1 pseudogene is annotated in these 595 nt (G+C 61.2%); it reads right to left on the bottom strand.

From position 1 onward, the window contains the following. Positions 1 to 345, bottom strand: a pseudogene (locus J5224_RS34080) (hypothetical protein); the annotation flags it as partial. Between the last annotated feature and the right edge of the window lie 250 nt (positions 346 to 595).

Raw genomic sequence — 595 nt, 5'->3', positions numbered from 1 at the left:
GGATTCAAAATGCGTGAGCCAATCGAGCACCCGCTGCTTGCCAGCGGCAGCCTGCTCGCTCCCGCTGCGGTTGGTACGCACGAAGGTGGCCTGTGGGAAGAAGCTGCCCGCCAGGTAGGCGGCGGTGTGGAACAGCAGCGCATGGTTTTCCGAGAAGTACCACTGCACGTCGTTGCCCGGCTCATCCATCCAGTAACGGAAGTGCAGAATGGCGGCATCGATTTTTTCCCGGGTGGCCGGTGCAATGGCATCACCCCAGGCGATGCGGCACCACAGCAACGGCACCAGCGTGAAGTCGGCACAATCATGACAATCCAGCACCGAAGGCAATACCCCCTCCAGCATGGCGTGCCGCAAGCCAGTCTGGCTAACGCTTTAACGCTGCTGTATTCCCCTTGCGTGGCGACGGTGTGCAGCGCGTCGGCAATACGCGCCGCTAAGGTCTCTGGCACAATCTGCTGCGCGGTGGCATGGCAAATCTCGACGCCAAGGGTGCGGCTGATCGAAAAATCACTGCTGGAGAGCGTAATCACGAAGTTGCGGAAATCCGCCGGGAGCTGCGCGGTATTGGCGATTCGCGCCATCTGATGCCCCG

Source organism: Candidatus Symbiopectobacterium sp. NZEC135 (assembly GCF_025962695.1).
Note: the sequence above shows the minus strand (reverse complement) of the source record. Positions and strands in the feature narration are given on the sequence as shown.